Source organism: Streptomyces toxytricini, from assembly GCF_014649915.1.
GTDB lineage: Bacteria > Actinomycetota > Actinomycetes > Streptomycetales > Streptomycetaceae > Streptomyces > Streptomyces toxytricini.
In genome coordinates, this window is record NZ_BMTY01000007.1 from 1 (window position 1) to 25,046 (window position 25,046).

22 protein-coding genes and 1 pseudogene are annotated in these 25,046 nt (G+C 73.3%); 7 read left to right on the forward strand and 16 right to left on the reverse strand.

Annotation, left to right across the window (positions count from 1 at the left end):
* Positions 1-83 (forward strand): annotated as a pseudogene (locus IE170_RS10375) (ATP-binding protein); the annotation flags it as partial.
* A 175-nt stretch (positions 84-258) separates the two neighbouring features.
* Here the strand turns inward: IE170_RS10375 and IE170_RS10380 are convergent.
* Positions 259-462, reverse strand: a complete 204-nt coding sequence (locus IE170_RS10380; protein ID WP_189809035.1) for an acyl-CoA carboxylase subunit epsilon — start codon at positions 460-462, stop codon at positions 259-261.
* 19 nt (positions 463-481) lie between these two features.
* Entirely contained in the window at positions 482-2,065 is a 1,584-nt protein-coding gene (locus IE170_RS10385) for an acyl-CoA carboxylase subunit beta (protein WP_125541144.1), read from the reverse strand.
* A 242-nt stretch (positions 2,066-2,307) separates the two neighbouring features.
* Here IE170_RS10385 and IE170_RS10390 point away from each other — a divergent pair, with 242 nt between their 5' ends.
* Positions 2,308-2,922, forward strand: a complete 615-nt coding sequence (locus IE170_RS10390; protein ID WP_189809036.1) for a YceI family protein — start codon at positions 2,308-2,310, stop codon at positions 2,920-2,922.
* A gap of 31 nt (positions 2,923-2,953) precedes the next feature.
* Here the strand turns inward: IE170_RS10390 and IE170_RS10395 are convergent, their stop codons facing one another.
* The 6 genes from IE170_RS10395 to ureA all read right to left on the reverse strand — a co-directional run bounded on the left by IE170_RS10395 (position 2,954) and on the right by ureA (position 10,403).
* Positions 2,954-4,255, reverse strand: coding sequence for a hypothetical protein (locus tag IE170_RS10395; RefSeq protein WP_189809037.1), 1,302 nt, complete (start codon positions 4,253-4,255; stop codon positions 2,954-2,956).
* Positions 4,256-4,324: 69 nt separating this feature from the next.
* Positions 4,325-5,947 (reverse strand): citramalate synthase, encoded by a 1,623-nt coding sequence (gene cimA, locus IE170_RS10400; RefSeq protein WP_189809038.1) that lies wholly within the window; start codon positions 5,945-5,947, stop codon positions 4,325-4,327.
* A 283-nt stretch (positions 5,948-6,230) separates the two neighbouring features.
* Positions 6,231-6,839 (reverse strand): TetR/AcrR family transcriptional regulator, encoded by a 609-nt coding sequence (locus tag IE170_RS10405; RefSeq protein ID WP_189809039.1) that lies wholly within the window; start codon positions 6,837-6,839, stop codon positions 6,231-6,233.
* A 28-nt stretch (positions 6,840-6,867) separates the two neighbouring features.
* Positions 6,868-7,914, reverse strand: a complete 1,047-nt coding sequence (locus IE170_RS10410) for an agmatine deiminase family protein (protein WP_189809040.1) — start codon at positions 7,912-7,914, stop codon at positions 6,868-6,870.
* 30 nt (positions 7,915-7,944) lie between these two features.
* Positions 7,945-9,678 carry an urease subunit alpha gene (locus IE170_RS10415; RefSeq protein ID WP_189809041.1) on the reverse strand — a complete coding sequence of 578 codons (1,734 nt, stop codon included), beginning with the start codon at positions 9,676-9,678 and terminating at the stop codon, positions 7,945-7,947.
* A complete protein-coding gene (gene ureA / locus IE170_RS10420; RefSeq protein WP_189809042.1) occupies positions 9,675-10,403 on the reverse strand; it encodes an urease subunit gamma in 729 nt (242 codons plus the stop codon). The genes IE170_RS10415 and ureA overlap by 4 nt, the downstream gene beginning before the upstream one ends.
* A gap of 157 nt (positions 10,404-10,560) precedes the next feature.
* Here ureA and IE170_RS10425 point away from each other — a divergent pair, with 157 nt between their 5' ends.
* A complete protein-coding gene (locus tag IE170_RS10425) occupies positions 10,561-11,991 on the forward strand; it encodes a cytosine permease (RefSeq protein ID WP_189809043.1) in 1,431 nt (476 codons plus the stop codon).
* Between the two features lie 43 nt (positions 11,992-12,034).
* Positions 12,035-12,187 carry a hypothetical protein gene (locus IE170_RS10430; protein ID WP_189809044.1) on the forward strand — a complete coding sequence of 51 codons (153 nt, stop codon included), beginning with the start codon at positions 12,035-12,037 and terminating at the stop codon, positions 12,185-12,187.
* Positions 12,188-12,265: 78 nt separating this feature from the next.
* On the opposite strand, the gene IE170_RS10435 is transcribed toward IE170_RS10430, so the two are convergent.
* From IE170_RS10435 to IE170_RS10445, 4 genes are all read right to left on the reverse strand, one after another.
* Positions 12,266-13,351 carry a branched-chain amino acid aminotransferase gene (locus IE170_RS10435; RefSeq protein WP_189809045.1) on the reverse strand — a complete coding sequence of 362 codons (1,086 nt, stop codon included), beginning with the start codon at positions 13,349-13,351 and terminating at the stop codon, positions 12,266-12,268.
* A 234-nt stretch (positions 13,352-13,585) separates the two neighbouring features.
* A complete protein-coding gene (locus IE170_RS10440) occupies positions 13,586-14,626 on the reverse strand; it encodes a 3-isopropylmalate dehydrogenase (protein WP_189809046.1) in 1,041 nt (346 codons plus the stop codon).
* 154 nt (positions 14,627-14,780) lie between these two features.
* On the reverse strand, positions 14,781-14,915 hold the full coding sequence (locus IE170_RS33160; RefSeq protein ID WP_263407036.1) for a hypothetical protein: 135 nt from the start codon (positions 14,913-14,915) through the stop codon (positions 14,781-14,783).
* A 260-nt stretch (positions 14,916-15,175) separates the two neighbouring features.
* Positions 15,176-16,075 (reverse strand): LysR family transcriptional regulator, encoded by a 900-nt coding sequence (locus tag IE170_RS10445; RefSeq protein ID WP_189809047.1) that lies wholly within the window; start codon positions 16,073-16,075, stop codon positions 15,176-15,178.
* Positions 16,076-16,177: 102 nt separating this feature from the next.
* Between IE170_RS10445 and IE170_RS10450 the strand changes: the two genes are divergently transcribed.
* On the forward strand, positions 16,178-17,191 hold the full coding sequence (locus tag IE170_RS10450) for an NADP-dependent oxidoreductase (RefSeq protein WP_189809048.1): 1,014 nt from the start codon (positions 16,178-16,180) through the stop codon (positions 17,189-17,191).
* A 22-nt stretch (positions 17,192-17,213) separates the two neighbouring features.
* Here IE170_RS10450 and IE170_RS10455 read toward each other — a convergent pair whose 3' ends face one another.
* Positions 17,214-17,756, reverse strand: coding sequence for a GNAT family N-acetyltransferase (locus tag IE170_RS10455; protein ID WP_189809049.1), 543 nt, complete (start codon positions 17,754-17,756; stop codon positions 17,214-17,216).
* Positions 17,757-18,201: 445 nt separating this feature from the next.
* On the opposite strand from IE170_RS10455, the gene IE170_RS10460 reads away from it, so the two are divergent.
* A complete protein-coding gene (locus IE170_RS10460; RefSeq protein ID WP_189809050.1) occupies positions 18,202-18,903 on the forward strand; it encodes a nitroreductase family protein in 702 nt (233 codons plus the stop codon).
* Between the two features lie 85 nt (positions 18,904-18,988).
* Here IE170_RS10460 and pruA read toward each other — a convergent pair whose 3' ends face one another.
* Positions 18,989-20,620 (reverse strand): L-glutamate gamma-semialdehyde dehydrogenase, encoded by a 1,632-nt coding sequence (pruA, locus tag IE170_RS10465; protein ID WP_189809051.1) that lies wholly within the window; start codon positions 20,618-20,620, stop codon positions 18,989-18,991.
* A 20-nt stretch (positions 20,621-20,640) separates the two neighbouring features.
* Complete coding sequence (locus tag IE170_RS10470) at positions 20,641-21,567, reverse strand: proline dehydrogenase family protein (RefSeq protein ID WP_189809052.1); 927 nt, start codon at positions 21,565-21,567, stop codon at positions 20,641-20,643.
* Positions 21,568-21,767: 200 nt separating this feature from the next.
* On the opposite strand from IE170_RS10470, the gene IE170_RS10475 reads away from it, so the two are divergent.
* Positions 21,768-23,255 carry a helix-turn-helix domain-containing protein gene (locus IE170_RS10475; protein WP_189809053.1) on the forward strand — a complete coding sequence of 496 codons (1,488 nt, stop codon included), beginning with the start codon at positions 21,768-21,770 and terminating at the stop codon, positions 23,253-23,255.
* An 84-nt stretch (positions 23,256-23,339) separates the two neighbouring features.
* Here the strand turns inward: IE170_RS10475 and serA are convergent, their stop codons facing one another.
* Entirely contained in the window at positions 23,340-24,932 is a 1,593-nt protein-coding gene (gene serA, locus IE170_RS10480) for a phosphoglycerate dehydrogenase (protein ID WP_189809054.1), read from the reverse strand.
* Between the last annotated feature and the right edge of the window lie 114 nt (positions 24,933-25,046).

Below are 25,046 nucleotides of genomic sequence, written 5' to 3' on the forward strand. Positions count from 1 at the left end.
CCACCGACGCCCGCCACCGCGCCGACGCCAAGAGCGCCCTCATCACCCTCGTCGAACACGCCCTCATGGCACGGCTGCGGTAGTCCCCGCGGAGTACGCGCACGCGAAAGGCCCCCGAGTCCACCGCCGGACCGGGGGCCTCCGCCGTATCCGGGCCGGGTGGCCCGGTGCCGCACCGCGCGCCGCGCAGCCCGGCGGGCATGCAGTCAGGCCCCGCACCCTTTGCGGGTGCGGGGCCTGACGGGGGGCTCGGCGGGGTCAGCCCTGCCAGCTGTGCGGGGCGCGGAAGCCGGGGGTGCGCTCCAGGCGGCGCCAGCCGGCCTGGGAGCGCAGGCGGCCCGGGCCGTCCTGGGCGGGCACGGAGGCGGCGCGGGCCAGCAGGATCGCGGTGATCGCGGCCAGCTCCTCGGGCTCGGCGTTGCCCTTCTCGACGCGCAGCAGGGTGTCGGCGGTCATGCTCATCGGCGGCAGATCTCCTTCGTTACTGCGGCGGGTTGCCGTGCTTGCGGGACGGCAGGTCGGCGTGCTTGCTGCGGAGCATCGCGAGGGCGCCGATCAGCGTCTCGCGGGTCTCCGCCGGGTCGATGACGTCGTCGACGAGGCCGCGCTCGGCCGCGTAGTACGGGTGCATCAGCTCGGCCTTGTACTCCTTGACCATGCGGGCGCGCATGGCCTCGGGGTCCTCGGCCTCGGCGATCTGCTTGCGGAAGATGACGTTCGCGGCGCCTTCGGCGCCCATGACGGCGATCTCGTTGGTGGGCCAGGCGTAGGTGAGGTCGGCGCCGATGGACTGGGAGTCCATGACGATGTAGGCGCCGCCGTAGGCCTTGCGCAGGATCAGCGAGATGCGCGGCACGGTGGCGTTGCAGTACGCGTACAGCAGCTTGGCGCCGTGGCGGATGATGCCGCCGTGCTCCTGGTCGACGCCGGGCAGGAAGCCGGGGACGTCGAGCAGGGTGACGATCGGGATGTTGAAGGCGTCGCACATCTGGACGAAGCGCGCGGCCTTCTCGGAGGCCTCGATGTCGAGGACGCCCGCGAGGTGGGCGGGCTGGTTCGCGACGATGCCGACGACCTGGCCGTCGAGGCGGGCGAGGGCGCAGATGATGTTGCGGGCCCAGCGCTCGTGGATCTCCAGGACGTCGCCGTCGTCGACGAGCTCCTCGATGACCTTGTGCATGTCGTACGGGCGGTTGCCGTCCGCGGGGACCAGGTCCAGCAGGACGTCCGAGCGCCGGTCGGCGGGGTCGGTGGTCTCGTGGACGGGCGGGTTCTCGCGGTTGTTCGAGGGGAGCATCGAGATGAGGTAGCGGACCTCGGAGATGCAGGTCTCCTCGTCGTCGTACGCGAAGTGCGCGACGCCGGAGGTCTCGGCGTGCACGTCCGCGCCGCCGAGGCCGTTCTGGGAGATCTCCTCGCCGGTGACGGCGCGGACGACGTCGGGGCCGGTGATGAACATCTGCGAGGTGTCGCGGACCATGAACACGAAGTCCGTCAGGGCCGGCGAGTACGCGGCGCCGCCGGCGCAGGGGCCGAGCATGACGGAGATCTGCGGGATGACGCCGGAGGCCCGCGTGTTGCGCTGGAAGATGCCGCCGTATCCGGCGAGGGCCGAGACGCCCTCCTGGATGCGGGCGCCGGCGCCGTCGTTGAGGGAGACCAGCGGGGCGCCGGCCGCGATGGCCATGTCCATGATCTTGTGGATCTTGGTGGCGTGGGCCTCGCCGAGCGCGCCGCCGAAGATGCGGAAGTCGTGGGCGTAGACGAAGACCGTTCGGCCCTCGACCGTTCCCCAGCCGGTGACGACACCGTCGGTGTAGGGCTTCTTCGCCTCAAGGCCGAAGCCGCTCGCCCGGTGGCGGCGCAGCTGCTCGACCTCCTTGAAGGAGCCCTCGTCGAGCAGGAGCGCGATGCGCTCGCGGGCCGTCAGCTTGCCCTTGGCGTGCTGGGCCTCGGTGGCGCGGTCACTGGGTCCACGCCGCGCCTGCTCGCGCAGGGAGTGCAGCTCGGCCACGCGCCCGCGGGCGTCCGTCGGCTCGCTGGGGGTCTGGTCCACAACGGTCATGTACCGACCTTACGAAGCGGGCCGGGGAAATCCTCCGTTGGTTCCGCACAGTCTCGGCCGTGTTCCGCTGTCCGGCCCGCACAGAACCACGGAAGAGTGCACGGAGACCACCATCCGAGACCCGCTCCGATTGTGGGATCTCCATAAAAGCTGCATCGACAGCCCAGAGAAGTTGAAAATTAAACGGAATGCTCCTAGGGTGGATGTCGTTGAAGGTTGAACCAACTACCGAGGAGCACACCATGGGCATCTTCACCCGCCGCACCGAGCAGGCCGTCCCCGCGACCCTCCCCGCCGCCGACCCCGCACTGGCCGCCCTGACCGGCGACTACGCCATCGACGCCGCGCACAGCAGCATCGGCTTCACCGTCCGCCACGCGATGGTGACCAACGTCCGCGGCAGCTTCGGCGACTACTCGGGCTCGCTGCACCTGGACGGCGGCGACCCGTCCCGCTCCACCGCCTCCATCGACGTCAAGATCGCCTCGGTCGACACGGGCATCGGCGACCGCGACGCCCACCTGCGGGGCGAGGACTTCTTCGCCGCGGAGCGGTTCCCGCTGATGACCTTCCGGTCCACCTCGGCGGCCCGGGTCGGCGCGGACACCTACCGGATGACCGGCGACCTGACCATCAAGGACGTGACCCGCCCGCTCTCGATCGACCTGGAGTTCGGCGGCGCCGCCACCGACCCCTACGGCAACGAGCGCGTCGGCTTCGAGGGCACCGCCGAGATCCTGCGCTCCGACTGGGGCCTGACCTGGAATGCCGCACTGGAGGCCGGCGGCGTCATGGTCAGCGACAAGGTGAAGCTGACGTTCGACATCTCGGCGGTCAAGCAGAACCCGGCCGCCTGACAAGCCCTACCACCGGACCTCCCGGGGGCGGCTAGAAGCCGCCCCCGCCGTCGAAGCCGCCGCCACCGAAGAAGTCCCCGCCTCCGCCGAAGTCAGAGGCGCCGAAGTCGCCGCCCTCGAAGCCGCCGCCGTAGTCCGAGGCGTACGCCGGGCCGGCCGTCATCGAGCCCAGCATCGTGCCCACCAGCAGGCCGGGGAGCAGCCCGCCGCCGAAGTACCCGCCGGCCCAGGGGCCGTAGACGGGGCCGGCGTCGTAGTAGGGGCGCGGCCCGTACTCGGTGTCGACCGTCCGCACCGCCGGGTCCCGGCCCTCGCGCAGCCGTACCGCGTCCGCGGCGCACACCGGAACGCTGCGTACCGTCCCGCCGGGCGGCGTCCAGTCGGCGTCCTGGGTGCTCGGCCCGTGGCGCGGGTCGAAGAAGCAGGGCGGCCTCCGCTCGGGCAGCGGGGCACCGCGCCGGCGGGCGTCCAGCCGGGCGAGTGCGAAGCGGCCGTCCTCCAGCGCCTCGGTGACGCCCCTGACCTCGTCGGGCCGGGTGACCGCGGCCATGACGCCCTTGGCCTTCTCGTACGCGTCGAGGGCGTGGGCGTAGTCGGTGCGCATGGCGTCGTCCGCGCCGTCTTCGCCGGGGTGGAAGTCCAGCCGGTCGAGTTCCTCGCCGAAGGCGGTGATGTCCTCGTCGACGACGACCCGCAGTTTCTCGACGGCCTCCCGCTCCTCTTCCTCCCGCTTGCGGCGCCGCCGCCGCGAGACCGCGTACGCCCCGCCGCCGCCCGCCAGGGCCAGGACGCCGAGGGTCATCAGCCCGCCGAGGGGGACGCCGCCGCCGGATCCGCCGTCCCAGGAGGCGGGGGCGCTGCCCCTGGCCCGGACGAGGGCCTGGTCGACGAAGTTGTCGAGCTGGGTCGCCGCGTCCACGGGTCCGCCGGCCTTCACGGCGTCGGTGAGGCCGCGTACGGCGGCCGCCGGCATGACGGCCCGGTCCGCTCCGGCGTCGAAGCCGTCGCCGAGCCGGATCGCGTAGACGCCCGCCATGCCGGTCTCGGCCCGGACGCTGCGCAGCACGCTGTCGGGCGGGAACTCGCCGGTGGCGGGCAGGACGGCGACGAACACCGGCTTGTCCGCGTCCTCGATCTTCTTCGCGAGCGCGTCGGCCTCGTCCTGGGAGAGCTGGCCGGCGGCTCTGGGGTCGACGTAGACGGGGCCCTGCTCGAAGGCCTCCGCGACCGCAGCGGGCCCGGTCGCCGCCGCGGCCTGCGGGGCGGCCGCGAGGGCGGCCGCGGACAGGGACAGCAGCAGACCGGCGAACATGGATGTCAGCCTGGTCCTCATACCCCCGAAGCTACCCGAAACGGGTGATTTCCGAACGAGTCGGGCGCATTCGAATCCAGGCCGCGGTTCCTACTCGGCCGGCTCGACCCCCGCGTGCAGGAGGCCGTACGTGATGGCGTCCTCCAGGGCCTGCCAGGAGGCGGCGATCACGTTCGGGGCGACGCCCACCGTGCTCCACTCGCGGACGCCGTCCGTCGTGGAGATCAGCACGCGGGTCGTGGACTCCGTGCCGTGCGTGCCCTCCAGGATGCGGACCTTGTAGTCGGTCAGCTCGAACTTGGCCAGCTGCGGGTAGAAGCGCTCCAGGGCCACCCGCAGCGCCCGGTCCAGGGCGTTGACGGGGCCGTTGCCCTCCGCGGTGGCGACGATCCGCTCGCCCTTGGCCCACAGCTTCACGGTGGCCTCGTTGGCGTGTGTGCCGTCCGGGCGGTCCTCGACGATCGCGCGCCAGGACTCGGTGCGGAAGTACCTGCGGGCGCGGCCCTCGGCCTCGGCGCGCAGCAGCAGCTCGAAGGAGGCGTCGGCCGCCTCGTACGTGTAGCCGGCGAGCTCCCGCTCCTTGACGCGCTCCACCACGCGGGCGATGAGGGCGCGGTCGCCGCCGAGGTCGACGCCGAGCTCCTTGCCCTTGAGCTCGATGGAGGCGCGTCCGGCCATGTCGGAGACGAGCATGCGCATGGTGTTGCCGACGCGCTCGGGGTCGATGTGCTGGTAGAGGTCGGGGTCGACCTTGATGGCGGAGGCGTGCAGGCCGGCCTTGTGCGCGAAGGCGGAGACGCCGACGTACGGCTGGTGCGTGGAGGGGGTGAGGTTGACGACCTCGGCGATGGCGTGCGAGATGCGGGTCATCTCGGCGAGGGCGCCGTCGGGCAGGACGCGCCGGCCGTACTTGATCTCCAGGGCGGCGACGACCGGGAAGAGGTTGGCGTTGCCGACGCGCTCGCCGTAGCCGTTCGCGGTGCACTGCACGTGGGTGGCGCCCGCGTCGACGGCGGCGAGGGTGTTGGCGACGGCGCAGCCGGTGTCGTCCTGGGCGTGGATGCCGAGGCGGGCGCCGGTGTCGGCGAGGACCGTGGAGACGGTGGCGGTGATCTGCGCCGGCAGCATGCCGCCGTTGGTGTCGCAGAGGATGACGACGTCGGCGCCGGCCTCGTGGGCGGTGCGGACGACGGCCTTGGCGTACTCGGCGTTGGCGCGGTAGCCGTCGAAGAAGTGCTCGCAGTCGACGAAGACCCGGCGGCCGGCGGCCACGAGGTGGGAGACGGTGTCGCGGACCATCTCCAGGTTCTCTTCGAGGGTGGTGCGCAGGGCGAGTTCCACGTGCCGGTCGTGGGACTTGGCGACGAGGGTGATCACCGGGGCGCCGGACTCCAGGAGGGCCCGGACCTGCGGGTCCTCGGCGGCGGTGCCGCCGGCCCGCCGGGTCGCGCCGAAGGCGACGAGCTGGGCGTGCCTGAAGTCGATCTCGGCGCGGGCGCGGGCGAAGAACTCGGTGTCGCGGGGGTTGGCGCCGGGCCAGCCGCCCTCGATGAAGCCCACTCCGAAGGCGTCCAGGTGCCGGGCGATGGTCAGCTTGTCCGCGACGGTGAGGTTGATGCCCTCGCGCTGGGCGCCGTCGCGCAGGGTGGTGTCGAAGACGTGGAAACCGTCGTCGGGTCCCTGCACGGGCGCGGTGGCCTGTGTCGTCGTCATGCGGGTCTGACTCCTGTCGGGTGAGTGGGTTCCGGGTGTCCGGGTTCCACTGCCCCCATCATCGCGCGCGCTGCCGTCCCGGCCCGGTGGGAGCCGGTAAACGAAAAGACCCCTCGCGGGTGCGAGAGGTCTGCGCGCGGGTCAGGGGCACGGTGGCCGCCGCCGCGAAGGTCTTCCACGGGTTCAGCGGTCACTGCGGACCGGCGCGCTGCTGCCGATAATCATGAGCTGAGCAAGCACGTCCGCAGTCTGGCACACCGTGTCACCGGACGCCCGGGGCGTCTCACGATACGAGAGACTGATCAAGGAATTCCGAGACGTGGTCGAGGATGTCGCGCCGCCCGATGCCGGGCAGCCCGACGGCGACCTGGATGCTGAACCCGTCGAGCAGGGCCCGCAGGCGGGAGGCGTGGCGGTCGGGGTCCACCGCCTTGAACTCGCCGCGCGAGATGCCCTCGGCGAGGAGGGCGACCAGGTCGCGGTGCCAGGCGCCCTCGATGGCGGCCTGCCGCTCGCGCTCGCCGGGGCCGGCGTCCTGCGAGCGGTTCCAGACCTCCAGCCACAGCGTCCAGTGCGGGTCGCGGGCCCCGTCGGGCACGTACAGGTCGACGTAGGCCTCCAGGCGCTCGCGGGCCGTGCCGCGGCGGGCGAGGAGGGCCCGCCGCTCGGCGCCGAGGGCGGCCTCGCTCCACTCCAGCGTCTGCAGCAGGAGCTCGTCCTTGCTGCCGAAGTAGTAGAGGAGGTGGCCGCTGCTCATGCCGACCTGGCGGCCCAGGCCGGCCATGGTCAGGCCGTCCAGCCCGCGGTCGGCGATGGTGGCCATCGCGGCGGCGAGGACGTCCTCGCGCGGCGGCGCGTTCTTCCGCGCCGCGCGTGCTCCACCCGCCGCCATGGGCCACTCCTCGTCGATCGGCCGCAGGTCACACCTTCGGCTGCTGCTGGGTGATGCAGTGGATGCCGCCACCCCCGGCGAAAATCGTACGTGCGTCGACGAGCGTCACGGTCCGGTCCGGGAACAGGCCGCGGAAGATCTCGGCGGCCTCCTCGTCGCGGGGGTCGTCGAAGGCGCACAGCACCACGCCGCCGTTGCAGAGGTAGTGGTTGATGTAGGAGTAGTCGACCCACTCGCCGTCCTCCTGCAGGACGGTCGGGGCGGGGACCTCGACGACCTCCAGGCGGCGGCCCTGCGCGTCGGTCGCGGCGCGCAGGAGGGCGGCGATGGTCTTGCAGCGCTCGTGGTCGGGGTGGGCCGGGTCGGGCTGGGTGTGCACGACGACCACCCCGGGGCGGACGAAGGCGGCGACGATGTCGACGTGGCCCTGCGTGCCGTAGGTGCCGTAGTCGCCGGCGAGGCCGTACGGCAGCCAGATGGCCTTGGTGGTGCCGAGGTGGGCGTGGACCTCGGCCTCGACCTGCTCGCGGGTCCAGTCGGGGTTGCGGCCCCGGCCGAGCTGGACGGTGTCGGTGAGCAGGACCGTCCCCTCGCCGTCGACGTGCAGGGCGCCGCCCTCGTTGACCAGGGGGGTGCTGTAGGTGCGGCTGCCGACCAGGTCGGAGACGTGCCGGGCGATCTTGGAGTCGTGCTCCCAGCGGGCCCACTCCTGGGCGCCCCAGCCGTTGAAGGTCCAGTCGACGGCGGCGAGGCCGCCCCGGCCGTCGGTGACGAAGGTGGGGCCGATGTCGCGCATCCATGCGTCGTCGAGCTCCCGCTCGACGACCGTGAGGGGGTGGCCCGGGCCGGCTCCGGCGATCGCCCGGGCGCCCTCGGCGTCGCCCGGGGCCGCCACGAGCGTCACCGGCTCGTGGGCGCGTACCGCCCGGGCGACGGCGCCCCAGGCCTCGCGGGCCTCCGCGAGCTCCCGCTCGTCGGTGAAGGTCGGGTTGGGGCTGGGCCAGGCCATCCAGGTCCGCTCGTGGGGCGTCCACTCGGCGGGCATCCGGAAACCGTCGGCGACAGGGTGGGTCATGGCAGGGAAGTCCTTAGGGGGTGGGCCGGCTCAGAGGAAGTACAGGCGGTTGAGGACGACCGAGTCGGCCGCCGCGGAGTGCAGCGGGTCGCCGTCGAGGGTGACGAGCCCGGTGCGGGCGTCTACGTCGACCGCGCCGGTCCGGGAGTTGAGCAGGAGGTCGGCGGGGCCGATGCCGCGGGTGCCGCGGACGGCGACGCGGCGGCGGCGCGTGGGCATGGCGTCCCCGCCGAGGGCCGCGGCGGCCGCCGAGACGAACGCGACGGAGATGTCGGCCGCGGTGGCCCCGTACGCCCCGAACTGCGGCCCCAGGACGAGCGGTTCGCAGGTGTCGGTGGCGGCGTTGGGGTCGCCGGTGACGCCGTACGCGGGGAAGCCGGACTTGAGGACGAGCTGCGGCTTGGCGCCGAAGAACTGCGGGCGCCACAGCACGATGTCGGCCAGCTTGCCGACCTCGATGGAGCCGATCTCGTGGGCCAGGCCGTGGGCGATCGCAGGGTTGATGGTGAGCTTGGCGATGTAGCGCAGGACGCGGGCGTTGTCGTCGCCCTCGCCGTCGCCGTCCATCGGGCCGAGCTCGGCCTTCATCTTGGCGGCCATGGCGAAGGTGCGGCGCACGGTCTCGCCGGCCCGGCCCATGCCCTGGGCGTCGGAGGAGGTGATGCCGATGGCGCCCAGGTCGTGGAGGACGTCCTCGGCGCCCATCGTGCCGGCGCGGATCCGGTCGCGGGCCATCGCGGCGTCGCCGGGCAGGTCCGGCTTGAGGTCGTGGACGGAGACGATCATGCCGTAGTGCTCGGCGACGGCGTCCCGGCCGAAGGGCAGCGTGGGGTTGGTGGAGGAGCCGATGACGTTCGGCACGCCCGCCATCTTCAGCACATTGGGGACGTGCCCGCCGCCGCAGCCCTCGATGTGGAAGGCATGGATGGTGCGGCCGTCCAGGACGCGCAGGGTGTCCTCGACGGAGAGGCACTCGTTCAGGCCGTCCGAGTGCAGGGCGACCTGGACGTCGTGCTCCTCTGCGACGCGCAGGGCGGTGTCGAGGGCGCGGGTGTGGGCGCCCATGTCCTCGTGGACCTTGAACCCGCTCGCGCCGCCCTCGGCGAGGGCTTCCACCAGGGGGGCCGGGTCGGAGGAGGAGCCGCGGGCGAGGAAGCCGATGTTGACGGGCCAGGCGTCGAAGGCGTTGAAGGCGTGCTTCAGCGCCCAGGGCGAGTTGACGCCGACGCCCCAGACGGGGCCGAACTCCTGGCCGATGACGGTGGTGACGCCGGCCGCGAGCGAGGCCTCCATGACGCGCGGGGACAGCAGGTGGACGTGGGTGTCGATGGCGCCGGCGGTGGCGATCAGGCCCTCGCCGGAGACGATGCTGGTCCCGGTTCCGACGACGACGTCGACACCGTCGAGGGTGTCGGGGTTCCCGGCCCGGCCGACGGCGTGGATGCGGCCCTCGCGGATGCCGATCGACACCTTGCGGATGCCGAGGACGGCGTCGATGACGAGGACGTTGCTGATGACGACGTCGCAGGTCTCGCGGACGGCGGCGGCCTTCAGGTGCAGTCCGTCGCGGGCGGTCTTGCCGAAGCCGGCGAGGAACTCGTCGCCGGGCTTCTGGGCGTCGTGCTCGACGCGGACGGTCAGCCCGGAGTCGCCGAGGCGGACGCGGTCGCCCGCGCGGGGGCCGAAGACGGCGGCGTACTCGTGCGGGTCGATGTGCCGGCTGCCCGGCGCGCAGTGGTCGCTGTGCCTGGTCTGCCTGCTCATGCCCGCTCTCCTTCCCCTGCGCCCGCCGGGCGGCCGGCTGCCGGCTCCGCGCCCAGGTAGCCGCAGGCCGCGGCCCGGCACAGGGCCTCCTCCCTGGCCCCCGGGGCGTCGAGCGGCCCGTCGACGAGCCCTGCGAAGCCGACGGCGATGCGGTCCCCGCCGAGGGGGACGAGGCCGACCTCGCCCTCGCCGTGCGGGTCGAACCGGACGGACGAGCCGGCGGGGACGCACAGGCGCATGCCGTAGGCGGCGGCCCGGTCGAAGTCGAGGCGCGGGTTGGCCTCGAAGAAGTGGAAGTGGCTGGTGACGCTCACCGGCACGGCGGCGGTGTTGCGCACCCGCAGCGTGAGGGCCGGCTCCGGCTGGGGCGCGCCGGGGCCGGGTACGACGGCGCCGGGGGCGCCGTCGCCGAGGAGGGCGGCGCCGCGGATGGGCGAGGGGACCACGGCTAGGCGGGAGCCGTCGTCGAAGACGGCCTCGACGTGCACCTCGGTGACCACGTCGGCGACGCCGGGCAGGACGTCGTCCGGGCCGAGGACGGAACAGGCCTCCTCGATGGCCTCCGCGAGGCGCTTCCCGTCGCGGGCGGCCTCGCACACGGTGTCCGCGACGAGCGCGGTGGCCTCGGGGACGTTCAGGCGGAGTCCGCGGGCCCGCCGGGCCCGGGCCAGTTCCGCGGCGCTGCGCAACAGCAGGCGGTCGCGTTCCGTAGGGGTCAGCCGCACGCCGATCCACCACCTTTTGACTCGATGGGTTAGAGCATCACTCTAACTCTGGAACGCATGGCACGGAACCATTGACCGAAGAGCAAGGCCTGGGTCACATTGAATGTCGCTCAAACAAAGTGCCACCACCCCCCGCCCTGCCCAAGGGAGTCCCCCCATGCCCATAGAACAGCGCGGAGTCGACACCATCCCGGAGGAGGAGCGGACCAGCAGCCCCCGCGACCTCGTCTCGATCCTGCTCGGCTCCAATCTGTGCCTCGGTGTGATCGTGTTCGGCTGGCTGCCCCCGTCCTTCGGGCTGGGCCTGGTCCCGTCCGTCACCGCCATCGTGGCCGGAACCCTCGCCGGCATCGCCTTCACCGCGCCGCTCGCCCTGGTCTCCCTGCGCACGGCCACCAACCTCTCCACCTCCAGCGGCGCCCAGTTCGGGGTCCGCGGCCGGCTCGTCGGCTCGGTGGTGGGGCTGCTGCTCTCCCTCGGCTACACGGCCCTGACGCTGTGGATCGGCGGCGACGTCATGGCCGCCGCCCTCGCCCGGCTGACCGGCCTGCCGGACACCGGGGCGGTGCGGGCCGCGATGTACGGCGGACTCGCGGTGTTCACCGTGGCCGCCGCCGTCTTCGGCTACCGGCTGCTGCTGCGGATGAGCAAGCTGCTCTCCGTCGCCATGCTCTTCCTGCTGGCCCTCGGCGTCGCCGCCTACGCGCCCGGCTTCACCGCCGCCGCCCCGCCCGGGACCGACTACCTGCTCGGCTCCTTCTGGCCGACGTGGCTGCTGGCCGCCGTCGCGGCCGGGCTCAGCGGCCCCGTCGCGTTCATCACCCTGCTGGGCGACTACACCCGCTACGTCTCGCCGCGCCGGCACAGCCCCCGCAAGGTGCTGCGGGCCACCTGCCTCGGGCTGCTCGCCGGCCTGCTCGTGCCGCAGCTGTTCGGCACGTACACCGCGCTCGCCGCCCGCGCGGGCGCCGACTACGCGGGACCGCTGGTCGCCGCCGCACCGCTGTGGTACCTGGTGCCGCTGCTGGCCGCCGCGGCCGCCGGCTCGGTCGGCAACGCCGGTCTGATGCTCTACTCGATGGGCCTCGACCTCGACGCCATCGTGCCGCGGGCCTCGCGCGCGACGGCCACGCTGGCCGCGGCCGCCGTCGCCACCGCCTTCGTGTTCGTCGGCTCCTTCGAGTGGGACGTGCAGTCCGCCATGACCTCGTTCGTGCTGCTGCTGACCGCGATCGGCACCCCGTGGGCCGTGATCACCCTCATCGGCCACCGCCGCTGCCGCGGGGAGTACGACGCCGAATCCCTCCAGGTGCTCAACCGCCGGGCCCGCGGCGGCGTCTACTGGTACAGCGGCGGGTGGAACCTGCGCGCCACCGCCTCCTGGGCGGCGGGTGCCGGGGTCGGCCTGGCCGCCGTGTCGACACCGCTGTACGAGGGCCCCCTGCTGGCCCTCACCGGCGGGGTGGACTGCAGTTTCGTCCTGTCGGGGCTGATCGGCGGCGCGGTGTACGCGGCGCCGGCGCTCCGGCCGCGGCACTCCGCGGCCGCGGACTCGGCGGGAGCGGTCGCCGCCGCGGCGGCCGAGTAGACGACGAGGGAACGACCGGAGAGCACAGCCCAGGGGAGGCGCCGTGGAAGAGCTGGTGTACGTGGCGGGGAAGGTCGCCAAGGGGGTCGCCGGCCTGGCCTACGCCTTCGGGGACTTCCTGGTGGGCGCCGTCCCCGACGGCAGTGAGCGCCGCAAGGACGAGCGGCGGCAGGACGGTTCGGAGGGCGAGCGCTGACCCCGCTCCCCCTCCGGGTCCGAATACGGCGGAGGCCCCCCGCGCGGCGCGCGGGGGGCCTCCGTGGCGTCGGGACCGTCAGCCGAGGGGGTGCATCCAGCCGTGGGTGTCGGCGCGGTGGCCGGTCTGGAGGTCGAGCAGCGCCTTGCGGAGCTTCATGGTGACCTCGCCGGGCTCGCCGTCGCCCTGCGTCCAGGACGCCTTGTCGGACTTGACGGACCCGACGGGCGTGATGACGGCGGCGGTGCCGCAGGCGAACACCTCGGTCAGGGTGCCGTTCTCGTTGTCGCGCTTCCAGTCCTCGGTGGAGATGCGGCCCTCCTCGGCGGTGTAGCCGAGGTCGCGGGCGATGGTGAGGAGCGAGTCGCGGGTGATGCCGGGCAGGAGCGAGCCGGTCAGCTCCGGGGTGACGATGCGGTCGCCGTACACGAAGTACAGGTTCATGCCGCCCATCTCCTCGATCCAGCGGTGCTCGACGGCGTCGAGCCACACCACCTGGTCGCAGCCGTGCGCGGCGGCCTGCGCCTGGGCGACCAGGGAGGCCGCGTAGTTGCCGCCGGTCTTGGCCGCGCCGGTGCCGCCCTTGACCGCGCGCACGTACTCCTCGGAGAGCCAGACGGAGACGGGCTTGACGCCGCCCGCGAAGTAGGCGCCGGCCGGGGAGGCGATGACCATGAACAGGAACTCGTTGGCCGGGCGGACGCCGAGGCCGACCTCGGTGGCGAACATGAACGGGCGCAGGTACAGGGAGGCCTCGCCGGAGGAGGGCACCCAGGCGCTGTCCTGCTTGATGAGGGCGTCGCAGGCCTCGATGAAGAGCTCGGTCGGCAGCTCGGGCATGGCCATGCGGCGGGCGGAGGCCTGGAAGCGCTCGGCGTTGGCCTCGGGGCGGAAGGTGGCGACGGTGCCGTCGGGCTGGCGGTAGGCCTTCAGCCCCTCGAAGATCGTCTGGGCGTAGTGCAGCGTCATGTTCGCCGGGTCGATCGACAGCGGCGCGTACGGGACGAGCTCCGCGTCGTGCCAGCCGCGCCCCTCGGTCCACTTGATCGTCACCATGTGGTCGGTGAAGTGGCGGCCGAAGCCGGGGCTGGCCAGGATCGCCTCGCGCTCCGCATCGGACAGCGGGTTCGAGGAGGGCTTGAGCTCGATCGTGGGCGTCGTCATGAGTGCTTGTCCTTCACCGGTTGGGTAGGGCGGACCGCGCTCACGGCGTACAGGACGTCCGAGCTTTCCCCGCATTCCGCGGTCTCGCGTTCGATTATCGCCCGCGAGGCGGCTTCGGTGAAGCGGGGAGGTGTGCGGCCCAGGGGAGATGGTGGCACCCGGGGCCGCGCAGGAAAAGCCGCCGGGTGCGGTGGTCGCGCGACCCGGCGGCTTCCTGGGGCGGTGGCAGCCGGGTCAGCCGGCTACTCGTGCGGCGAGCGCGTCGCCGATCCGGTCCGTGCTGCGGAAGGCGCCGTCGCGCTCCGCGAGGTCGGCGGCGACCGCGTCCTCGATGCGGACGGCCTGGTCCGCGTACCCGAGGTGGCGCAGCATCAGGGCGACGGACAGGACGGTCGCGGTGGGGTCGGCCTTGCCGGTGCCCGCGATGTCGGGGGCCGAGCCGTGGACGGGCTCGAACATGGAGGGGAAGGCGCCGGTCGGGTTGATGTTCCCGGACGCGGCGAGGCCGATGCCGCCGGTGACGGCCGCGGCGAGGTCGGTGAGGATGTCGCCGAAGAGGTTGTCGGTGACGATGACGTCGAAGCGCTCGGGCTGGGTGACGAAGAAGATCGTCGCGGCGTCGACGTGCAGGTAGTCGGTGGTGACCTGCGGGTACTCGCGGCCCACCTTGTCGAAGATGTTCTTCCACATGTGGCCGGCGTACACGAGGACGTTGTTCTTGTGCACGAGCGTCAGCTTCTTGCGGGGGCGGGCGGCGGCCCGCTCGTACGCGTCGCGGACGACGCGCTCTACGCCGTAGGCGGTGTTGACGCTGACCTCCGTGGCGACCTCCGCGGGGGTGCCGGTGCGCAGGCTGCCGCCGTTGCCGGTGTACGGACCCTCGGTGCCCTCGCGGACCACGACGAAGTCGATCTCCGGGCGGCCGGCGAGCGGGGTGGCCGTGTTCGGGAAGAGCTTCGACGGGCGCAGGTTGACGTAGTGGTCGAAGGCGAAGCGGAGCTTCAGCAGCAGGCCGCGCTCCAGGACGCCGGACGGGACCGAGGGGTCGCCGATGGCGCCCAGCAGGATCGCGTCGTGGTCCTTCAGCGCCTCCAGCTCCGCGTCCGGCAGGGTCTCGCCGGTGCGGTGCCAGCGCTGGGCGCCGAGGTCGTACTCCCTGGTCTCCAGCTTCACGTCCTGGGGCAGGACGGCGGCGAGGACCTTGAGGCCCTGGGCCACGACTTCCTGGCCGATGCCGTCACCGGGGATCACTGCGAGATTGATGCTGGTCGACATGTCGGAACCGTACTCCGTGTCCCAGCCCTCAGACATATTGCGTCCATTATCTGGACAGTGCGTGTCGTGGGCGATCGGTGCGGCGGGTGGCCGGGGGGAAGGGGGCGGGGCGGGCCGGGGCGCCGCCGGGAGGACGGCGCCCGGCCCCGGCCGGTCAGTGCCCGGTCTCGCCGCCGTTGTCGCGGCGGTCCAGGGCGCGCTGCAGGGCGGCGGCGGCGTTCCTGCGGTCGGCGTCGGCGGCGGAGGAGCGGCGGACGCGGCGGGGGGCGGCGGGGGTGGTCTTGGTCATGGTGATCGACTCCTTGAGATCACGGCGCGGCACGGCCGCGGATGAGGGGTTCCTTCAAGGCGCCGGAAGGGGCGGGGGCACTGCGCCACAGGGGTTGCCTGTTCGGGGCGCGCGCCGCGGGCCGCCATTCGCCGGATCGGCGAGACGTTCGGCTCCTACAAAACTAGGACAGGTGCCGCTGTATGTCTCCGCAATTACTCGGACTTCCTACTATCTGAGACGGCCAATCCTCCGGACCACCCTGGCCCAGGCCTCCGTTTTCAGCCCTTCTGCTGGCGAAGTTCCCTGATCAGAGCCCTGACTGCGACTGTGGAGGCGGATTCCGGGGTGGTGACGTATCCCACGTTCCGGACGGGCCCGGAGGGGCCCAGACCGGTGACGGCGACCGCCTCCCCCGCCTCCCGCAGCGACAGCTCGGGCATGATCGCCATGCCGAGCCCGCGGCCCACCATGGTGAGCACCATCCCGTCGTCCTCGGCCTTGACGGTGGCACGCGGGATCCAGTCCTGGGAGCGCCACCACTCCCGGGTGTAGGAGCCGCAGTTCTCGTCCCAGTCGAGCAGGGGCAGCGACCTGGGGTCGGCGTGCCCGGCCGGGTGCACCAGCGCGTACGCCTCCTGTACGAGCACCCCGCCCAGCAGCCCCGGCGGCAGCCCGGCGGCGGGGTCCAGGGTGGCGATCCCGAGGTCGGCCCGGCCCGCGGCCACCTCCCCCGCGGTCCCCTCCCCCACCTCCCGCACCACGCGCACCTCCGCGCGGATCCCGGGGTGCCGGGCGGCGAGCCGCTCCAGCGCCGGCGGCAGCAGGTGCAGGGCCGCACTGCGGAACGCGGCGATCCGCAGCACCCCCCGCAGAGCGCCGTCGGCGCCGGGGCCGCCGGCCGCGGCCGCGCGCACCTCCGAGCCGAGGAACTCGTACAGGCGCAGGATCCGCCGGGCGAGGGCCGCGGCCCGCTCCCCCGCCGCGGTGGGCACGGCGCCGGCCCGCCCGCGCTCGAAGAGCACGGCCCCGACCTTGGCCTCGCTGCCGCGCACCGAGTGGGAGACCGCGGACTGGGTCAGGCCGAGCCGCGCCGCGGCTGCGGAGAAGCCGCCGGTCTCGGCGACGGCGAGGAGGATCCGCAGTTCGTGCGGGGCGAGTTCGGCCTGTCGGGCTGCCATGGGCGGCTTCCACCTCGTGCTATGAGCGGTGTTCATGGGTCGGGTGCTTCCATGAGCCCAACCCCCTGCCCGGCCCGGGGATTCCTTCCTAACGTCCTCGCCATGACCGAGAACACCGCGTACGCCGTGCACCAGACCGCCCGCCCCTCCGGCTTCCCCTCCGCCTCCGACTTCGCCCTGGCCCGCATGCCGGTGCCGGAGCCGGCCCCGGGGACGGCGCTGGTACGGAACCTCCTGCTGTCCGTGGACCCCTACCACCGCGGGATGATGGACGGCGGCGAGGGCGGTTTCGCGCTCGGCGCCCCGCTGGAGGGCCGCGCCCTGGGCAGGGTGGTCGCCTCCCGCGACCCGGGCCTCGCGGAGGGCGACCTCGTCTTCCACCGCCAGGGCTGGCGCACGCACGCGCTGGTGTCGCCCGGCGCGGACGGCACGCGCAGGATCCGCCGCCACGAGGGCGTCCCCCTGGAGGCCCACCTCGGCATCCTCGGCGGCACCGGCCTGACCGCGTACGCCGCGCTCACCCGGACCGCGGGCCTGCGCGCGGGCGAGGACCTGTACGTGTCGGCCGCGGCCGGCGGGGTCGGCACCGCCGTCGGGCACATCGCCCGGCTGCTGGGCGCCCGCCGCATCATCGGCAGCGCGGGCACCCCGGCCAAGGTCCGCCACCTCACCGGCGTCCTCGGCTTCGACGCGGCGTTCGACTACCACGACGGCCCGGTCGGCGAGCTGCTCGCGCAGGCTGCGCCGGACGGCATCGACGTGTACGTGGACAACGTCGGCGGGGACCACCTGGAGGGGGCCATCGGCGCGCTGCGGGAGTTCGGCCGGATCGCCTGGGTCGGCGCCGTCTCGACGTACAACGGCGACCGCTCGCCGGCCGCGCCGCGCAACCTCTTCGAGGTGGTGCACAAGTCGCTGCGCCTGGAGGGGGTCCTGGTACGCCACCACACGGACCTGCAGGAGGAGTTGGAGGAGTTCCTCGTCCCGCACCTGCGCAGCGGGCGCGTGGGCACCGACACGACCGTCGTGGAGGGGATCGACGGCACGGTGGAGGCGTTCCTCGGCGTCCTGCGCGGTGACAACACCGGCAAGATGCTGGTCCGCCTGCCGGAGTGAACGGGCCGGCGGGGCCGGGGTGCTACAGGACGTCCCCGTCGCGCCAGTCGAACCACAGGCCCCCGGCGGGGGCGGGCAGGGCCCCGTCCGGCGCCCACACGTACGTCGAGCCCTCCTCCTCCGGCAGGCGGACCGGGCCGCCGGGCGACAGGGCGCCGATGCGGCCTCGCCACACCGACCAGCCGCGGCCCCCGTACAGGGCGGCGCCCTCGTCGGAGGCGGAGAGCGCGCCGAGCACGTAGGCCCGGCCGATGACGTCCTCCAGGGCGGCCATCACGGCGCCGCCGAGGCCGCGCCGCCGCGCGTCCGCCCGGACCGCGACGGCCTCCACGTAACCGCAGCGCAGGGCGCGGCCCGCGTGGACGACCCGCCGCTGGACCACGCTGCCGTGCGCGAGGAGTTCGCCGCCGCGGTACACCAGGGCGTGCATGCCGCCGAGGGCGTGCTCGAAGTCGTCCTCGCCGAAGTCGCCGTCGAAGGCGCCGTCGAGGAGCCCCCGTACGGCGGAGAGCTCCTCGGCCTCCAGTTGCGAGGTGTGCGCGAGGCGCGTGCGGGTGCCGGTCATGCCCCCAGTGTGCCGCGCGGGCGTCCCGCTGCCGCCGGGCCGGCGCGAACCGGCCGCCGGGCCCCGCCGGGAAGGGCCGGAAACAGGCGGACCATCCGGAATGCGGAAACCGCAGCCGCCCGCCGCCCGCAGGGGCGCCCCGGCCCCGCGGGAGCGCCCGTACGGCTGCAATACCCCCCCGGGCCGTGCACGCTCCGGGTCCGTACGGGCCGTTCCCACTGGTCAGCGGGGCATCCGCATGCCGGGCCGGAGCGGCCGGCGCCCTCCCGGAGCGGCCGGGCGGGTGCCGGCGCGGCCACTGACCGCCGGCGCGCCGGAGCCGGACCACCCTGCGGCGAATCGGCCGGTGCTCGCCGCTGCCATTCCCGCCCCGTCCCCGCAGAACGGGACAAACAGCCGGGAGGCGGCACTGGCCCGCACGGGGCCCCCTCGGCACACTCGGCCCATGTCACCTACCGCCCAGCAGTGGACCCCCGTGCACGGGGAGCCGTACCGTCCCGTCGCCTACCGGCCCGAGCGGATGCCGGCCGGCCGGACCCTCGAGCACGCCGCCGAGCTGCGCGAGCGCATGGCGCAGCGGCGCACCGTCCGCGCGTTCTCCCCCGACCCGGTGCCGGAGCAGGCCGTCCGCGACGCCATCGCCTGCGCGGCGACCGCGCCGTCCGGGGCGCACCAGCAGCCGTGGACCTTCGTCCTGGTCAAGGACCCGGAGGTGCGCCGGCAGATCCGCGCCGCCGCTGAGCAGGAGGAGCAGCTCTCGTACGAGGGCCGGCTCGGCGACGAGTGGCTGGCGGCCCTGCGCCCGCTCGGCACGGACGCCGTCAAGACGCACCTGACGGACGCCCCCGCCCTGATCGTCGTATTCCAGCAGCGCTACTGGCTCGGCGGGGACGGCAGCAAGCGCAAGCACTACTACGTCGACGAGTCGGTCGGCATCGCCGTCGGCATGCTGCTGACCGCCCTGCACCTGTCCGGGCTGGCTGCGCTGGTGCACACGCCGAGCCCGATGCGGTTCCTCGCGCACGTGCTGGGCCGGCCGGAGAACGAGAAGGCGTTCGCAGTCATCCCGGTCGGCTACCCGGCCGACGACTGCGAGGTCCCGGACCTGGTCCGCAAGACGCTGGAGCAGGTGCTGGTGGAGGTCTGAGCCGCGCGGCGGCCCCGGCAATGGAGACCGCCCCCGCTCCGGACTTGGGGGTACCGGAGCGGGGGCGGGGTCGGGCGGGCCGGGATCAGCCCATGTGCGGGTAGCCGTACTCGGTCGGCGGGACCAGCGTCTCCTTGATGGAGCGGGTCGAGACCCAGCGCTGGAGGTTGCTGGCGGCGCCCGCCTTGTCGTTGGTGCCGGAGGCGCGGCCGCCGCCGAAGGGCTGCTGGCCGACGACGGCGCCGGTCGACTTGTCGTTGATGTAGAAGTTGCCCGCGGCGAAGCGGAGCTTGTCCATCGCGTGGGCGGCGGCGTAGCGGTCGCCGGCGATGATCGAGCCGGTCAGCGCGTAGGCGGAGACCGCCTCCATCTGCTCCAGCATCTCGTCGAACCGGTCGTCCTCGTAGACGTGGACGGCGAGGATCGGGCCGAAGTACTCGGTCGTGAAGACCTCGTTCTCCGGGTCGGTGCACTCGATGACCGTCGGGCGGACGAAGTAGCCCTCGGAGTCGTCGTAGCTGCCGCCCGCGACGATGGTGCAGGTCGGGTCGGCCTTGGCGCGGTCGATCGCAGCCTTGTTCTTCGCGAAGGAGCGCTCGTCGATGACGGCGCCGATGAAGTTCGACAGGTCGCGGACGTCACCCATGGCGATGCCGTCGACCTCGGCGGCGAACTGCTCCTTGAAGCCGTCGTTCCAGATGGACGCCGGGATGTAGGCGCGGGAGGACGCCGAGCACTTCTGGCCCTGGAACTCGAAGGAGCCGCGGGTCAGGGCGGTCTTCAGGACGGCGCGGTCCGCGGAGGGGTGCGCGACGACGAAGTCCTTGCCGCCGGTCTCGCCGACCAGGCGCGGGTAGGAGCGGTACTTCTCGATGTTGTTGCCGACCGTCTTCCACAGGTACTGGAAGGTCTTGGTCGAGCCGGTGAAGTGGATGCCGGCGAGCTCCGGGTGGTTCAGGGCCACCTCGGAGACGGCGATGCCGTCGCCGGTGACGAGGTTGATGACGCCCTTGGGGAGGCCGGCCTCCTCCAGGAGCTCCATCAGCAGGACCGCGGAGTGCGTCTGCGTCGGGGACGGCTTCCAGACGACCACGTTGCCCATCAGGGCGGGGGCGGTCGGCAGGTTGCCGGCGATCGCCGTGAAGTTGAACGGCGTGATCGCGTAGACGAAGCCCTCCAGCGGGCGGTGGTCGCTGCGGTTCCACACGCCGGCGGAGTTCGCGACCGGCTGCTCGGCCAGGATCTGGCGGGCGAAGTGGACGTTGAAGCGCCAGAAGTCGACGAGCTCGCACGGGGTGTCGATCTCGGCCTGCTGGGCGGTCTTGGACTGGCCGAGCATCGTGGAGGCGGCCAGCTTCTCGCGCCACGGGCCGGCGAGCAGCTCGGCGGCGCGCAGGATGATCGCGGCGCGGTCGTCGAAGGACATGGCGCGCCACGCCGGGGCGGCGGCCAGGGCGGCGTCGACGGCGTCCTGCGCGTCGGCCGCGGTGGCGTTGGCGTAGGTGCCGATCACCGACTTGTGGTCGTGCGGCTGGACCACGTCGAAGCGCTCTCCGCCGCCCATCCGCTTGACGCCGTTGATCGTCATCGGCAGCTCGATCGGGTTCTCGGAGAGCAGCTTCAGCTGCTCCTCGAGGCGCGCGCGCTCGGGGCTGCCGGGAGCGTACGAGTGGACCGGCTCGTTGACCGGGGCGGGGACCTGGGTCACAGCATCCATGGGTCTGAAAACTCCTTGACCTAGTTCTTGGTGATCATCGAGCGGAGGAAGAAGAGCAGGTTCGCGGGCTTCTCGGCGAGGCGGCGCATGAAGTAGCCGTACCAGTCGGTGCCGTAGGCGGTGTAGACCCGCATGCGGTGGCCCTCGGCGGCGAGCCGCAGGTGCTCCTCGCTGCGGATGCCGTAGAGCATCTGGAACTCGTACTCGTCCGGCTTGCGGCCGGCCTGGCGGGCCAGTTCCTGCCCGATGGCGATCAGGCGGGGGTCGTGGGACCCGATCATCGGGTAGCCCTTGCCCTCCATGAGCGTCTTCAGGATGCGGACGTACGCCTTGTCGATCTCGCCCTTGTCCTGGTAGGCGACCTCGGCGGGCTCCTTGTAGGCGCCCTTCACGATGCGGACGCGGCTGCCGGCATCGGCCAGGCGGCGGGCGTCGGCCTCGGTGCGGAAGAGGTACGCCTGGATGACGCAGCCGGTCTGCGGGAAGTCCTTGCGCAGCTCCTCGTGGATGGCGAACATCGAGTCGAGGGTGGTGTGGTCCTCGGCGTCGAGGGTGACCGTGGTGCCGATCGCGGCGGCGGCCTCGACGACCGGGCGGACGTTGGCGAGGGCGAGCTCGTGGCCGCCCTCCAGCGCCTGTCCGAACATCGACAGCTTCACCGACATCTCGGCCTTCTCGCCCAGGCCCAGGTCCTTCAGGCGGCCGATGAGCTCCAGGTAGGCGTCGCGGGCGGCGTACGACTGCTCCACCGTGGTGATGTCCTCGCCGACGACGTCCAGCGTGACCTCGAGGCCCTTGCGGGTGAGCTCCTCGACGATCGGGATGACCTGGTCGACCGTCTCGCCGGGGATGAAGCGGGTCACCACGGGCTTGGTCACCGGGGCGGCAGAGACGATTCGGCGCATCTTGTCGCTGCGCGAGGCGGCGAGGATCGCGGGACCCAGCACGGGGCACCTCCAACAGGTGGCAGAAGCAGTCACGGACCCCCCTCGGGGGGTGGGCGGGGACCGCAGGGAAAACGCAAGTGAAACCACCGTGAAACCTAAGGATGGACCGGATCCTCTGCCATCGACAGCTGTCACGCATCCGTGTCCGCGATCTCATACACCTGTCTGAAAGACGGGTTTGCGGGTGGGAGAATGGCCGGGTGAAAGGCGATTACCAGGACCTGGTGGACGAGATCTCCACACTGCTCGGCGCCCCCGCGACACTGGAGAACCGGGACTTCCGCCTGATCGCCTTCGGCGCGCACGACAGCGACGACGACCTCGCCATGGACCCGGTCCGGACCCGGTCGATCCTGACCCGCGGCTCGACGGCTGCCGTGCGGTCCTGGTTCGAGGGCTTCGGCATCGCCCGCGCCACCGGCCCCGTCCGGATCCCGGCAGCACCGGAGGCGGGCGTCTTCCGGGGCCGGATCTGCCTGCCGGTGCGCTACCGCGGGATCGTCCAGGGCTACGTGTGGCTGCTGGACCGGGAGCCGGGACCGGCACCGGAGGCGCTGGCCGCCGCGATGGAGGTGGCGGACCGGATCGGCGTCCTCCTCGCCGAGGAGGCCAAAGCGGGCGCCGACTTGTCCCGGGAGTTCCTCGCGGTGCTGACCGCGGGCCGCGGCTGGCAGCAGGACATGGCCGTCTCGGCGCTCCGGGCGGCGCTCGGCCCGGCCGCCGCGGACGAGCTGCACACGGTGGTGTGCGTGGCCCCCTGGACCGCGGAGGCACCGGCGACCGTGCCGGGGGCCGCGGCAGTGTGCGTGGTGCCGGGGCGCGGGGCGGACGCGGGCCCCGGGCAGGGCGCACCGGACACCCCGGGCGGAGCCGGCTCGGGGCCGCGCGACGCGGCCGGCGGCAGCCCTGGAGGCTCCGGCGGGCGCGGTCCCGGCACGGGCCGGGCACTGGCCGTCCTGGTCAGGCTGCGCTCGGCGGACGTCCTCGGCCCGGCGGAGGCGGTGGCGACCCGCCTGCTCGGATCGGGCCCCGGGGCCGGCGCAGCCGCCCGTACGGCGGCCGGTGCAGCGGCGGCCGGTGGCGGCCGCACCGCGGCGGGCGCGGCGGTGCCGGCAGCGGCGGCCGGGACGGCCCGTACGGCGGCGGCCGGACGGCCCGGCAATGCCTCCGCAGCCGGCCCGGGGGCGGGCGGACGGGCGGGCGGCGCGCCCGCAGCCGGCGGGCGGACCGGCGCCGCCGTGGCGCTCGCGCCTGGCGGCGCTCCGGGCGGCCCGGCCGCGGGGATCGCGGAGCCCGGCCGGGGCCTCGGCGGGCTCGCGGACGCCTGGGCGCAGGCTTCGGCGGCAGCCCGGGCGGCTGCCGCGCAGCCGCGGCTCGGCCCGGTGGCCCGCTGGTCGGCGATCGGCCCGTACCGGATGCTGTCGGCGCTCGCCTCCGCCGCCCCGGCGGACGACCCGGCGGCCCGCCCCCTGCTCGGCCCGGCCCAGCGGGAGCTGGCCCGGACGGCGGAGGTGTTCCTGGACTGCGCGGGCCAGGCGGGCCGGGCGGCGGCGGCCCTGGGCATCCACCGCCAGACCCTGTACTACCGGCTGGCCCGGGTGGAGCAGCTGACCGGGCTCGACCTCGACGAGGGCGAGGACCGCCTGCTCCTCCACATGGCCCTGAAGACGGCCCGGCTTCACGCCTGACGGCCGGCGCGCCCGCGCGAAGGGCCCGGGGACTGCTCCCCGGGCCCTTCGGCGGCGTACGGCGACGCGGGGTCGCGTACGCGGTCAGTCGGCCAGGTTCACCGTGCGGGCCGACGTCGCGCCGATCGCCTCCGCGATCTCGGCCAGCACGGCCGCCGGGACGGTGTCGTCCACGGTGAGGACGGCGAGCGCCTCGCCGTGCTCCTCCGCACGCGCCACCTGCATGCCCGCGATGTTCAGGCCGCCCTCGCCGAGGATCCGGCCGACGGTGCCGACGACGCCGGGCCGGTCGGTGTAGCGCAGCACGACCATGTGGTCGGCGAGGGCCAGGTCCACGTCGTACTCGCCGACGCCGACGATCTTCTGGAGGTGCTTGGGGCCGGCGAGGGTGCCGGAGACCGCCACCTCCTGCCCGTCCGACAGGGTGCCGCGGACGGTCACCACGTTGCGGTGGTCCGGGGACTCCGAGCTGGTGGTCAGGCGGACCTCGACGCCGCGCTCCTGCGCGAACAGCGGGGCGTTGACGTAGGAGACGGTCTCGTCGACGACGTCCTCGAAGACGCCCTTGAGAGCGGAGAGCTCCAGCACCTTGACGTCGTGCTGGGTGATCTCGCCGCAGACCTCGACGTCGAGGCGGACCGCGACCTCGCCCGCGAGCGCGGTGAAGATCCGGCCGAGCTTCTCGGCGAGCGGCAGGCCCGGGCGGACGTCCTCGGCGATCACGCCGCCCTGGACGTTGACCGCGTCCGGCACGAGCTCGCCGGCCAGGGCCAGGCGCACCGACTTGGCGACGGCGATGCCGGCCTTCTCCTGGGCCTCGTCCGTGGACGCGCCGAGGTGCGGGGTGCAGACGACCTGGTCGAGCTCGAAGAGCGGGGAGTCCGTGCAGGGCTCCTTCGCGTACACGTCGAGGCCGGCGCCGGCGACGCGGCCCTCCTTGAGCGCGGAGTACAGCGCGGCCTCGTCCACGATGCCGCCGCGCGCCGCGTTGACGATACGGACCGACGGCTTCACCTTGTGCAGGGCCTCGTTGCCGATGAGGCCGATCGTCTCCGGCGTCTTCGGCAGGTGGACGGTGATGAAGTCGGCGACCTCCAGCAGCTCGTCCAGCGCGAGCATCTTGACGCCCATCTGGGCGGCGCGCGCGGGCTGCACGTACGGGTCGTAGGCGACGACCTTCATGCCGAAGGCGGACATCCGCTGGGCGACGAGCACGCCGATCCGGCCGAGGCCGACGACGCCGAGGGTCTTCTCGCTGAGCTCGACACCGGTGTACTTGCTGCGCTTCCACTCGCCGTTCTTCAGGGCCGTGTTGGCCTGCGGGATGTGGCGGGCGGTGGCGATCAGCAGGCCGCACGCGAGCTCGGCGGCGGTGACGATGTTGGAGGTCGGCGCGTTCACGACCATCACGCCGGCCTTGGTGGCGGCGGAGACGTCGACGTTGTCGAGGCCGACACCGGCGCGGGCGACGACCTTCAGCTTGCGGGCGGCGGCGATGGCCTCCGCGTCGACCTTCGTCGCCGAGCGCACCAGGACCGCGTCGACGTCGGCGATGGCGGGGATCAGCTCGGCGCGGTCGGCGCCGTTGCAGTGCCGGATCTCGAAGTCCGGGCCGAGCGCCTCGACGGTGGCGGGCGACAGCTCTTCGGCGATGAGTACGACAGGTTTCGAGCTCACGTGGGTCCTCACAAGTCCAGTGCGGACGGCCGTCCCGACGGCCGCAGGCGGTGGAGGGGCTAGCCGCGTGGAAGACGCACGACACTGTGGGCCTGACGCGTTGTGTTGAGCAGT

Bases quoted from the DNA above. Each gene is read 5' to 3' on its own strand.
- IE170_RS10440 (WP_189809046.1), bottom strand. From the start codon at position 14,626: ATGTCGACCAGCATCAATCTCGCAGTGATCCCCGGTGACGGCATCGGC.
- IE170_RS10380 (WP_189809035.1), bottom strand. From the start codon at position 462: ATGAGCATGACCGCCGACACCCTGCTGCGCGTCGAGAAGGGCAACGCC.
- IE170_RS10410 (WP_189809040.1), bottom strand. From the start codon at position 7,914: ATGACCCACCCTGTCGCCGACGGTTTCCGGATGCCCGCCGAGTGGACG.
- pruA (WP_189809051.1), bottom strand. From the start codon at position 20,620: ATGGATGCTGTGACCCAGGTCCCCGCCCCGGTCAACGAGCCGGTCCAC.
- IE170_RS10395 (WP_189809037.1), bottom strand. From the start codon at position 4,255: ATGAGGACCAGGCTGACATCCATGTTCGCCGGTCTGCTGCTGTCCCTG.
- IE170_RS33160 (WP_263407036.1), bottom strand. From the start codon at position 14,915: ATGACCAAGACCACCCCCGCCGCCCCCCGCCGCGTCCGCCGCTCCTCC.
- IE170_RS10405 (WP_189809039.1), bottom strand. From the start codon at position 6,839: ATGGCGGCGGGTGGAGCACGCGCGGCGCGGAAGAACGCGCCGCCGCGC.
- cimA (WP_189809038.1), bottom strand. From the start codon at position 5,947: ATGACGACGACACAGGCCACCGCGCCCGTGCAGGGACCCGACGACGGT.
- IE170_RS10450 (WP_189809048.1), top strand. From the start codon at position 16,178: ATGACCGAGAACACCGCGTACGCCGTGCACCAGACCGCCCGCCCCTCC.
- IE170_RS10435 (WP_189809045.1), bottom strand. From the start codon at position 13,351: ATGACGACGCCCACGATCGAGCTCAAGCCCTCCTCGAACCCGCTGTCC.
- IE170_RS10385 (WP_125541144.1), bottom strand. From the start codon at position 2,065: ATGACCGTTGTGGACCAGACCCCCAGCGAGCCGACGGACGCCCGCGGG.
- IE170_RS10455 (WP_189809049.1), bottom strand. From the start codon at position 17,756: ATGACCGGCACCCGCACGCGCCTCGCGCACACCTCGCAACTGGAGGCC.
- IE170_RS10415 (WP_189809041.1), bottom strand. From the start codon at position 9,678: ATGAGCAGGCAGACCAGGCACAGCGACCACTGCGCGCCGGGCAGCCGG.
- IE170_RS10460 (WP_189809050.1), top strand. From the start codon at position 18,202: ATGTCACCTACCGCCCAGCAGTGGACCCCCGTGCACGGGGAGCCGTAC.
- IE170_RS10425 (WP_189809043.1), top strand. From the start codon at position 10,561: ATGCCCATAGAACAGCGCGGAGTCGACACCATCCCGGAGGAGGAGCGG.
- IE170_RS10390 (WP_189809036.1), top strand. From the start codon at position 2,308: ATGGGCATCTTCACCCGCCGCACCGAGCAGGCCGTCCCCGCGACCCTC.
- IE170_RS10445 (WP_189809047.1), bottom strand. From the start codon at position 16,075: ATGGCAGCCCGACAGGCCGAACTCGCCCCGCACGAACTGCGGATCCTC.